Genomic DNA, 10,416 nt, shown 5'->3' on the forward strand with positions numbered 1-10,416 from the left:
CTCAGAGACGCTTACGGCCTCGCGGATCGATTGGAAGCACATTCGTTGGCGGTAACTGCTGTTCTAGCTCAGAAATGCGGTCGTAGAGCTCCAGAATGGTAGCGTCCGCTTCGCTCAACAGACTGGCAAGGCGATCTCGTTGCTGAGTGATCTCTGCAATCCGCTGCTTAAGACCCCGGTTCGTTTTGCGTGCAAGCACCTTAGTCTGATGCACTGATGGGGGGCGCGCCTGGGCCTGCCCCTCAACAAACCTCTGGATCTCTTCAATCAACAAAGGGAAGCGGCTTTTTTTGAGAGCCGACGGATCGCTGCCGGCTTCCTTGGCCACGTTGTTCTGGCTGACGAGAGCACCTTTAGGAAGTCGTTCAGGCTCGTTCGCCTTCAGTCGCTCAAACGCTGCCCGGTAAAGATCCCCCGCGCTTAACCGCCGTCCCGATTCAGGAGGTTGATTCGCGAATGACATTTCGATAATTCTCCACACTACGTTTTTGAGCTTCTAGGGATCCCATTAGTGGACTATTAGCATCGGCGGTCTCTATAAGCTCATCTAAGACGGCTTCAAGATTCTCGACCTGGTCGAGTAGCCTAGAGTCATACAGCACATGAGCACAAGGCTTTGGATCTGCCTCCGAATCTCCTCCGCCACAATGAGCAATATTATCGATCCCTCCGTATGGGCACGGGATTCTACTAGTACATACGCCGAGCACTACAGGCCGATGGGCTACCAGCCCTCGCTCTGCCAAACTAATCAACTTTTTTTCCTCTACTGCCGAAACCAAGCGCACTATCTCAGCCTTTCTCTTTTCTCCATGAGGGCTAATAAATCTATCGGTTGCGAGTTGCTGCAACTGCTTACCTAAAACTTCATACATGGTTCGCACATAGTAGGTATGAGCTTTGTCTTCCAGCCGAACCTTTGAGTGGTTTTGTCCATAGTAAAGGCTCATTGCACGCACAACATGCTTAAGCTGGAACTGTAAGGAGGCGTCGCTGACCCAACCAGATGCCTGCATATTGACAGCACCAGTTCGCCTTAACTGATGCCACGCCAAGGGCCAGATTTCGCCGACCGCAAACTCATCGGTTAACGTGGGCGTCACCATTCGAGCCAACTCAAAGTCCTTGGGTGTAATGCGTAACTGCTCCGGATCAAACAACTTAATACCCGACTGCAAAAGTCTTTTATAGCTATAAATACTTGGACGCAATGACTTAGAGCCAGCATGTTTTTTTGTTAGCCAAGGCGCAAACTGGTAATCGATAAGATATAGTGAGGATGACTTAGTAGCAACTAGATCTGGCAGCGTTATTAAAGCAATCTCCTGACGAAGCTCAGCGACCGCTCGCATTGCTTGAATAGCTACCGTTACAGATGGTGAAGTCACCCAAATCGCCCTTTGATCGGACATTGTCTTAGTGGTTTTCCCACTTAAGACGTGAATATCACCAAACTGGGGGTCACTCTCAATCTGTAAACAATCTGAGCGAAGGCCCCACGCTTCCTCGACGCGCATGAGACTGAAATTCAGAATATAAGCTAGCCCAACATGGCTTATAAATACAAGGTAACTACTCAATGTATTAGGGCGGAAATCTTCCTCTTTGACCCCTAGCCAGCGACTGATCAAATTTGCGACGCCAAATCTGCGCGCAATATTAACAAAATGGCCATAGTAACGACAACCAGTCACTCGACCATGCTCACCACCACTAGGAGGCTGAAACGGACGATATTTTGCAGAATTATCACCTTTTATGAACCTAGCGTAATTATAGACATGCGCAGTACTGCTAAAGCGATAGCAGGCCTCGAAATCCTTTCGATGTTCCAGAAAGTCCTCGAGACACTCTCGCAAGCGCGAAACTTGGTATGCCCAAATTCGCGGTGGGATATAAGCGGTTTGCGCGGTCTGATGTTCTGGTATTGATGCTGCTAGGCAGGCTAAGCCGCCTCGATCCAGTAAAACGAACCCCAGGGCATCACGCCGCTCGTACAGCTCGTGCAGCAACCCGAGAAGCTCGCCTGCGCGGGAAACTTGTAGAACTGATGATAGACGGTCAATCACGCGTGGAAAATGAGCTAGCTCAGATGCCAAAATCCCCTCTTGTGAACACAAAACGAAAAGCTTGCGAATTTGATCGAAGCGAGTTTTAAGCCCTCTGTAACCTCGTGCTGCACTTGGACCAAACATCCACCATCCAGTAATTATTCGGAGTAGGTCCGCATTTTTCGAATCAATCGCTGCCGCATATTTCTGGGAGGAGCTATCTCCGAAATTCAAAGTAACTTTTTTTCCGGCCCAAGGATCGAGACGCCAAACAGAATCACCCCAGCAGCTAACAGTTTTACCTGCCGCATCGATGATGACCGGCCAATTAGGGTGCGGCGGCCAACTTGGTGGACGGTAATTAATAGCGTCCGGCCCTACAATAGGAGATTCGATGGCAAGTCCAAGTTCATGAAGGAAATCTTTCACAACGCTGATTCCTTTTGAAGTTCTGCTAAACGTATAAAACCGTACCAAGCCGGGTGGTAGTCTTCTTCGTGAATACGGGCTGTAGCTTCGACGACCCACTCCTTGCGAATTGCGCTACTCTGCTCAAAAAAACGAAGCTTGGCTGTCAATCGATCTACAACCTGAAAAGTAGGATGCTCCGAAATACTTTGCTCATAATGAGCAGGCGGACGATAGCGGGCCAACTCTAAGGACTTTAGATGACGGAGACTTGCAAGAGACCAAACGTGGTCAGCACTTTCGATATCGCGATGATGCATACAGAATAAGCATCCAGCGGCGTTGATACAATCCGGTTCCGGCACGTTCTTTAGGGATGTATCCAGAGGTTCTGGTGCTACTGAAACGCAGCGACCAGGGGCTGGCGATGATATCGAAGGATCGTTAATTTGATGGAAACGTGTGATTTCAAGCATAGCCGTCTGTGGATGTGGCTCCGCATAAACCCTCAGGAGAGTTCCCACAGCATGCTGTGCAATTTCAGCGACCTGCTCCGGGTTCTGTGATTGTCGAAGAAGCCAATTGATGCGCGTGCCCCGGAGCTTCAAAGGTCTCACAAGCACAACCCCAACTTCACCACAAATACGCGTTAAGTTAGTGAACTGCGGAGCAGTACCCACGAGTCGGCCACCACTACGAACGAGTGGAAAAAGTAAGGCCTCATCATCAACAGAAAACCACTGGGCTCGCCAGATCAAATAACGCTCAAACCACTTCTTGTAGCTGGAGAAAATTTCAAATAATACCTCGCCCTCCCGCCGTTCGTTGTAGGCGCGGACCTGATAGCCATCGAGATGGCTAGTGTAGTGGTACTGATCTAGCCTCAACGTATGAGCTTGCTTTAAATTTAGCCCTGTCTGGGCAATAAACATCAGCATCTCACTTTCAATTCGTAGATTTACGAGCGGGGTACGAGTTCTCAAAGACCTGTCGTTTATCCATGCCTCGTTAAAACCTTTCGTAGCATCGATTTTTCGTTGGGCCTGAGGCATTTTTCGTTGCGCTGCATACTTTTCCGGATTGCGTAGCCCTGACCACAATTCTAGCATCCGCCCTGAACTCAGCATGACTTTTACAGGCAAAGGCCCAGTTATCACCTCCCAGGTCAGGGCATCGCAAATAGCAGCCAGAAAACGACCAAACTCAAAGGTTTCTTGAAGACTTTGTTTAGCAGAGTGAGATGTGTGAACTTTACCGTTACCTCGCGGCTTTCGAACTCGAATTCTTTTACTCAAACTAGCCTTACTACCCAAGACTTTATCTAGCATCGTTGCAATGAGCTTAGTAAGCTCATAAAGTGTGCGATCACTAAACTCCTTACGAATTCGATGGCATTGAACCATGTGCTCAGACCAGCGAATAAATGCATCAGGGGCTGAATCAAGACTCAAAGGGAATTCTTCAGCGTCGACCCAGGCAAAAAACTTGCGGAGAACAGTCACCTTGTTATCTGCGGAGAACCGACTCCCACCACCGGCAAGATCATCAGCCAGGTTCTCATGAAGCCTGGTTACTAGTTCAATACGTTCTGTGAGGAGGTTTCCTAATTTATTGGACTCGATTAATTGGCTTACCTTATTTACCCTCACAGCAGCACCCCCGCGAAAAAGCAAGGGCCTCAAGTCCCATGGAGTTTCAGTGGCACCATATTCGAGCATGGGAAATGTAAGTACACCTTCGAAGTTATTCACCATGTGATCTCTCGAAGCTGACGCCGATGAAGGCAGACATAAAACTGTTTGAAATCGCTTGTTTAGCGGGTATTGCCTGAACGAAGCGTATATATTTAAAGGTGGTTGACTCAGAATTGCGCCCATGAAGTAGCGCATCGCTAACCATCGCTACAACCACGGAGACATCGGCACAAGCACTAAGTGCGACTTGCGCCAACACAGTGCCAAACGTACATCTAGTTTGATGAAAGCGAAATCTCCGAAGAGCAACTAATCCGGAAGCAATACCAGACTTCCGTAGCGCTGACATTTCTACGTTCACTGCCGAAGATTGATCGCTTCCACGTCTCCCGTAAGGATTGCCAAAACGGGTCAAAAACACCAAATTACGATTACCAGGTAATGCTTTAACTTCTCGCTCCATTCGTCGCCAACTTTGAACGTACTCCAGCAATGCGTTCCGCAGGGCGTGGGGAATCCAAACCTGACCGGTCACTTCAAACTTTGTATGTACCGCTGGGGACGCTCCCGGTCCAATGGCTATACGAAGAAGGCCTTGAGCACACGGGTCTGGAACTGCACGCTCCAGCGTATCAATCTTAAGGTCGCAAATGCTACCGAGCCTCATACCTGTAAAGAACCCAACCGCCATCATCAGATAGAGCTCCGGCGTGGCGTTAGCCTTTGCAAAATCCAATATTCTATCCCTATCAACTTCGGATACTGGCAGAAGCCCACCTTCTAGAGTCAACCCAAGTCGACGCCTATTTGGAATACCAAGATCAGTAGTTACACCACTGAGTGTGCGCTCGAAGCCAACCTGATCAAAAAACTTTATAAAGTAAGATTTCTCGCGCCACAGTGCGACATGAGGAGCCAAGAGGTCTTTCGCCTTTATCCACTTATAAAATTTTACGCAATTTCTCATGTATTCCGACGCTGTCGATGGGCTAACCCCTCCGACATTGCGTAATTTGATAAGCGCTCCCCGATATAATACCAAGCAGCGATCAGCTTTTCGGACAGGAAACTCAAACCACTGCAAGTTACGGGACTCAAGGAATTTAGCGTAATTCAATAGACCGTTCATATTGCTAGTAACGGTCTTTAGCGTCGCCTCGCCAGTAGTCACGCGCTCCACTGCCCAAAGATTTGCCTCTCTCCACGGGGTACCGTCAGTCCAAAAGATCTGCGGTAACCCTTCGATCACTTGACGGCTTCCGCTTGGAGAGTAAGCGACCGCGCCAGACTCTTGTGTGTGGTAATGGGGTGAAAAGCAGATGCGCTCTAACGTGACCATTCGGCAGCCTCAGCGAACACCATCATGTCCATGGTCTCTACCTTGTTGTGTGGATGTCCATACCCTACACCTTACCGTTATCGATGGAATACACCTCCAGTGCCGGGACCATGCCTTCGATTACCGCCATCACCCGCTGGCTCATGTCACCGTACAACGCATAGTTGGATGAAAAAGCCACCACGCCATGGCGGCGCAACAGGTCCTTCACCTGGTAATACGGCTGGCCCATCTTCACCCACTGCTTGGCCTCGGCACTGCGGGCGATGATGCACCCATCGTTGTTGCTGAGCACGACGATGGGCGTGCGCAGCAGATCGGGGCGGAACACACGCTCGCAGCTGGCGTAGAAACTGTTGCAGTCGATCAGGGCATAAACGGGCTGTGGGTTCATTTCGAAGGCTTACGTTGACTGTACATTTATACAGTACACCTTATAAGCGCGCTATCGCCTCCTCCATTCATCCGATTTGCATCCTGCGCGCTGGCTCCTACAGTTCTGAACGTAGCAACCCCCGCGAGACGGCCAATGCGCACCACCGAAAAAACCGGCCATACGATTGCCGCCGATGGCCTGCCAAAGATCCCGCGCAGTGTTTGGGCGCTTGGCTTCGTGTCGATGTTCATGGACATTTCCTCGGAGATGATCCACGCCCTGCTGCCGCTTTACATGGTGACCGTGCTCGGCACCTCGGTGGTGGCGGTCGGCTTTATCGAAGGTATCGCCGAGGCGACCGCATCGATCACCAAGGTGTTTTCCGGCGCACTGAGCGACCGGCTGGGCAAGCGCAAGCTGCTCACGGTCGTGGGCTACGGCCTGGGCGCGCTGACCAAACCCGTATTCCCCTTGGCCTCTGGCCTGGACTGGTTGATCGCGGCACGCTTTGTCGACCGTATCGGCAAGGGCATCCGCGGGGCGCCGCGGGATGCATTGGTGGCCGACGTGACGCCGCCCGAATTGCGCGGCGCCGCCTTCGGCCTGCGCCAGGCACTGGACACTGTCGGCGCCTTCCTTGGGCCATTGCTGGCGATCTTGCTGATGTGGCTCACGGCCAGTCATTTCCAGACGGTGTTCTGGGTGGCGGTGATCCCTGCGCTTGTGGCGGTCGGCACGCTTGTGGTGTTCGTGCACGAGCCCGAGGCCACGGCCACGTCGCGACCGGTGCGTTCGCCACTGCCCCTGCACCAACTGAGGCGGCTTGGCGCCGGCTACTGGCGACTGATCGCATTGGCCATGGTGTTTACCTTGGCACGCTTCAGTGAGGCCTTTTTGTTGCTGCGCGCCCAGGACATGGGCCTGGCCGCGTTATGGGCACCGGCGGTTCTGGTGGTAATGGCCTTGGCCTATTCGCTGTCGGCCTACCCCGCCGGAGTGCTGTCGGACAGGCTTGGCCGCCGTGGTGTACTGATGGCAGGGCTGGGGCTGCTGCTGCTGGCTGACGTGATGCTGGCGTTGTGGCCCGGCTGGGCCGGGCTGGCGCTGGGGGTAGTGGCCTGGGGGCTGCACCTGGGTTTCACCCAAGGCGTCTTTGCCGCGCTGATCGCCGACAGCGCCCCGGCCAACCTGCGCGGTACCGCGTTCGGCCTGTTCCACCTGCTGACCGGCGTTGCGCTGCTGGTGGCCAGCGTGGTGGCCGGGCTGATGTGGGATGGGGTCGGGTTCCAGGCCACCTTTCTGCTGGGCGCAGTGTTCGCTGGGATTACCCTGACTGGGGTTGGCTTGCTGCGCTGAACGGCCGCTATTTCGGATCGTGGCTGCGCACGCTGAAGGTCACTACACCCCAGATCGTCAACTCATCGCCTTCGAGGATGTAACGTGGGGGGTAACGCGGGTTCTCCGAGCGCAGCACCACCTGCCCACCCACCTTATGCAGCCGCTTGCACAGCGGTTCGCCATTGACCGCTGCGATCACGATCTGGCCATGCCGCGCTTCGAGGGAGCGGTCGACCAGCACCAGATCGCCGTCGAAGATCCCGGCGCCCTGCATGCTGTCGCCGTCTATCCTGACCAGATACATATGCGGGGCACGCAGGTTGAACAACTCATCGAGCGAGATGGGCTGCTCCATGTGGTCCGCCGCCGGCGACGGAAAGCCAGCCGGGATGCGGAACAGATAACGCGAAACAGCACCGCTACCGCAGGTGATGGGACCCAGGATGGAAGTCATGGCACGGCCTTGAATTTAACTGTATATAGATACAGTATCGATCTACCGAGCATCAGGTCAATTTCGGCGTAGGACATTTCGACAAGTGGGGGTACATTCCATGTGTGGACGCTTCGCCCAGTCTCAAGGCTTGGCCGATTACCTGCGTGAACTGAACGCCGAACAGGACGTGATCAGCGGCTATGACAACCTGCCGATCGGTCGCTACAACGTCGCCCCCGGCAGCCGGGTGCTGATCCTGCACCGTGCCGAGGACGGGCTGCGCGTCGACCCCTGCCACTGGGGCTGGGCACCGTTCTGGGCCACCGGCAAACGCCCCGCCCCGATCAACGCCCGGGTAGAAACGGTTACTACCGGCAAGTTTTTCAAAGCCCTGTGGCCGCAGGGGCGGGCGTTGGTGATGGCGGATGGTTGGTACGAATGGGTGGCCGACCCACAGGACGCCAAACGCAAGCAGCCGTACTACATCCGCCTGAAAAGCCAGGCACCGATGTTCATGGCCGCGTTGGCCGAAGTGCACTCGAGGATGGCGCCTAACGAAGGCGATGGCTTCGTGATCATCACCGCCGCCAGTGACGAGGGCATGGTCGACATCCATGACCGCCGGCCTCTGGTGCTTGAGCCGGCGGATGCGCGCATATGGATTGACGCTGACGTACCCGCCGAGGAAGCCGAGCGCCTGGCACGAGAGCGGTGCCTGCCGGTCGAGGCGTTCGAGTGGTTCCCGGTGAGCAAGGCTGTCGGAAATGTGCGCAACGACGGGGCCGAGTTGATCGTGATGCAGGATGCCGAGCATCAACCCTGACGCTGCGCTGTCATTTCCCTCCTACCCCTCCGCTAAACCGGAACGTGCGCCGGTTGCTGCTCCATGACCGACCAGCCCCCATGCCCATCCACCTCGAGCCGATGTGTGTGGAACGCCGCCAACGTACTGCGGTGGCCAACACTCACCAACAGGGCCTGCGGCATCTCGCTGCGCAGTAGCCCATACAACGTATGCTCCAGCCCTTCGTCCATGGCCGAGGTGGACTCGTCGAGAAACACTACTTGGGGCTGGTTGAACAGAACCCGGGCAAACGCCAAGCGCTGTTGCTCACCCACCGAGAGGATGTGCGACCAGTCGCAACTGACGTCCAGGCGTTCGGCAAGGTGGGCCAGGTTGACCTGGCGCAGGGCTTGCTGCATGCGCACTTCATGCTCTGGTGCGCTGGCCGATGGGTAGGCGATAACGGTGCGCAGGTCGCCTAGAGGCAGGTACGGGCGCTGAGACAGGAACAACGCCTGGTGCCCCACGGGGCGCCTGACCTCACCCTCAGCGTAAGGCCAGAGCCCAGCCAATGCACGCAACAAGGTGGTTTTACCACTCCCTGAAGGCCCTTTGATCAACAGCGCCTGGCCAGCGCGCAGGCTCAGATCAAGGTTGGCAATAAGGGGATGGCCATCGGGGCGCAGTACCTGCAAACCGGCAATGTCCAGGGCATGCGGCTGTTGCTCGGTAGTGACGCGCGGCAGCGAACTGGCCTGTTCATTGGCATCGAGAAAGCCCGTCAAACGATCGAGGGTGGCGCGGTACTGGGCGAATGCGTCGTAGGATTCGCGGAAGAACGACAACGAATCCTGCACCTGGCCAAAGGCCTGTGAGGTCTGCATCACGTCGCCAAGCTTGATAGCGCCACTGAAGAAACGCGGCGCCTGAAGGATGAAGGGAAACACCACGGCAACCTGGCTGATACCCAGGTTGAAACCGCTGAACTTCAAGTTTCGGAAGACTAATGCCCAAGCGTTGACAATCAATGCGCCAAAGCGGCCCAACAGTGTGCCCCGCTCTACCTGTGCACCTTGATAGAAGGCGATGTTCTCGGCATTTTCACGCAGGCGCATCAGCGCGTAACGGAAGTTAGCGGTGAGTTTCTCGTTGAGGAAGTTCAGACGAATCAACGGGCGCCCAAGGCGAAAGGCAATCCAAGTGGCAACGATCACGTACAGGTACACGGCAAAGACCATCGCCCGTGGGATCTCGACCCCCGCCACTGCCAGCGGTGCCGACAAACCCCAGAGGATGCCCGTGAATGCCACCAACGACACCAGCGCACTGACTGCGCCGAGTGCAAGCGACACGGAGTTGGTGACGAAAGCATTGACGTCCAGCTCGATACGCTGGTCGGGGTTGTCTACGGGCTCGGCGAGGAACTGGCCACGGTAGTAAGCATCGCCGTGCATCCAGTCGTGCGTCAGGCGCTTGGTGAGCCAGACTCGCCAGTGAATGCTGAAGGCCTGGGTCACGTAGAACGTGAACAGCGAGCGCAGCACGTGGATGGTGGCGAGCACCGCAAATACGCCTAGCAGGTACCAGAAGGCGCTCTGATCCAGGCCTTGCAGGGCGCTGTAGAAACCGTTGTACCAGAACGAAAACAGCACGTTCAGGCGCACCGAGAACAGCGTCATCACCAATAACAGGGCAAACACCAACAGCGGCCGCCAGCTGCGCCTCAAGCTGAAATACGACCCGGCGAGCTGCCAGAATTGGCTGCCCCAGCGTGTAAAACGCACTGCCAGTGTCGCCGCTGCGGTGAAGCAGACCAGGGTGATGAACGAGGCGATTGCCAGCCAGCTCAGGCTCTCTTGCAAGGCCTGGTGCCAGTTCATTTCCATGATGGTTATCCATGCTGAGTATTTCCGCGAGGGTAGCATTACCTCAGGTTTTATCAGGCATGGATGACGCATGTTTCATCATCACGGCCAGTGTTGACGGCCGG

Annotated in this window: 8 protein-coding genes and 1 pseudogene; 2 read left to right on the forward strand and 7 right to left on the reverse strand. The window is 54.9% G+C overall.

Annotation, left to right across the window (positions count from 1 at the left end; translation table 11 throughout):
* Window position 1: 1 nt before the first annotated feature.
* From AC5PZ0_RS09430 to AC5PZ0_RS09450, 5 genes and pseudogenes are all read right to left on the reverse strand, one after another.
* Window positions 2-463 carry a hypothetical protein gene (locus AC5PZ0_RS09430; RefSeq protein WP_289717643.1) on the reverse strand — a complete coding sequence of 154 codons (462 nt, stop codon included), beginning with the start codon at window positions 461-463 and terminating at the stop codon, window positions 2-4.
* Complete coding sequence (locus AC5PZ0_RS09435) at window positions 438-2,480, reverse strand: death domain-containing protein (RefSeq protein WP_289717644.1); 2,043 nt, start codon at window positions 2,478-2,480, stop codon at window positions 438-440. The genes AC5PZ0_RS09430 and AC5PZ0_RS09435 overlap by 26 nt, the downstream gene beginning before the upstream one ends.
* On the reverse strand, window positions 2,477-4,213 hold the full coding sequence (locus tag AC5PZ0_RS09440; RefSeq protein ID WP_493854771.1) for a site-specific integrase: 1,737 nt from the start codon (window positions 4,211-4,213) through the stop codon (window positions 2,477-2,479). Before AC5PZ0_RS09440 ends, AC5PZ0_RS09435 begins: the two co-directional genes overlap by 4 nt.
* Window positions 4,203-5,492, reverse strand: a complete 1,290-nt coding sequence (locus tag AC5PZ0_RS09445; RefSeq protein WP_493854772.1) for a site-specific integrase — start codon at window positions 5,490-5,492, stop codon at window positions 4,203-4,205. The genes AC5PZ0_RS09440 and AC5PZ0_RS09445 overlap by 11 nt, the downstream gene beginning before the upstream one ends.
* Before the next feature lie 79 nt (window positions 5,493-5,571).
* Window positions 5,572-5,886 (reverse strand): annotated as a pseudogene (locus tag AC5PZ0_RS09450) (Y-family DNA polymerase); the annotation flags it as partial.
* A 135-nt stretch (window positions 5,887-6,021) separates the two neighbouring features.
* Between AC5PZ0_RS09450 and AC5PZ0_RS09455 the strand changes: the two are divergent.
* The gene (locus tag AC5PZ0_RS09455) at window positions 6,022-7,224 is read left to right on the forward strand and encodes an MFS transporter (RefSeq protein ID WP_493854773.1); all 1,203 of its coding nucleotides are present in this window, start codon (window positions 6,022-6,024) and stop codon (window positions 7,222-7,224) included.
* A gap of 7 nt (window positions 7,225-7,231) precedes the next feature.
* Here AC5PZ0_RS09455 and AC5PZ0_RS09460 read toward each other — a convergent pair whose 3' ends face one another.
* The gene (locus AC5PZ0_RS09460) at window positions 7,232-7,660 is read right to left on the reverse strand and encodes a LexA family protein (RefSeq protein ID WP_027593988.1); all 429 of its coding nucleotides are present in this window, start codon (window positions 7,658-7,660) and stop codon (window positions 7,232-7,234) included.
* A gap of 100 nt (window positions 7,661-7,760) precedes the next feature.
* Here AC5PZ0_RS09460 and AC5PZ0_RS09465 point away from each other — a divergent pair, with 100 nt between their 5' ends.
* Complete coding sequence (locus AC5PZ0_RS09465) at window positions 7,761-8,465, forward strand: SOS response-associated peptidase family protein (RefSeq protein WP_493854774.1); 705 nt, start codon at window positions 7,761-7,763, stop codon at window positions 8,463-8,465.
* A 32-nt stretch (window positions 8,466-8,497) separates the two neighbouring features.
* Here the strand turns inward: AC5PZ0_RS09465 and AC5PZ0_RS09470 are convergent, their stop codons facing one another.
* Window positions 8,498-10,312 (reverse strand): ABC transporter ATP-binding protein/permease, encoded by a 1,815-nt coding sequence (locus AC5PZ0_RS09470; RefSeq protein ID WP_493854775.1) that lies wholly within the window; start codon window positions 10,310-10,312, stop codon window positions 8,498-8,500.
* Window positions 10,313-10,416: the final 104 nt, after the last annotated feature.

This window comes from Pseudomonas sp. 5.2 (assembly GCF_059025405.1).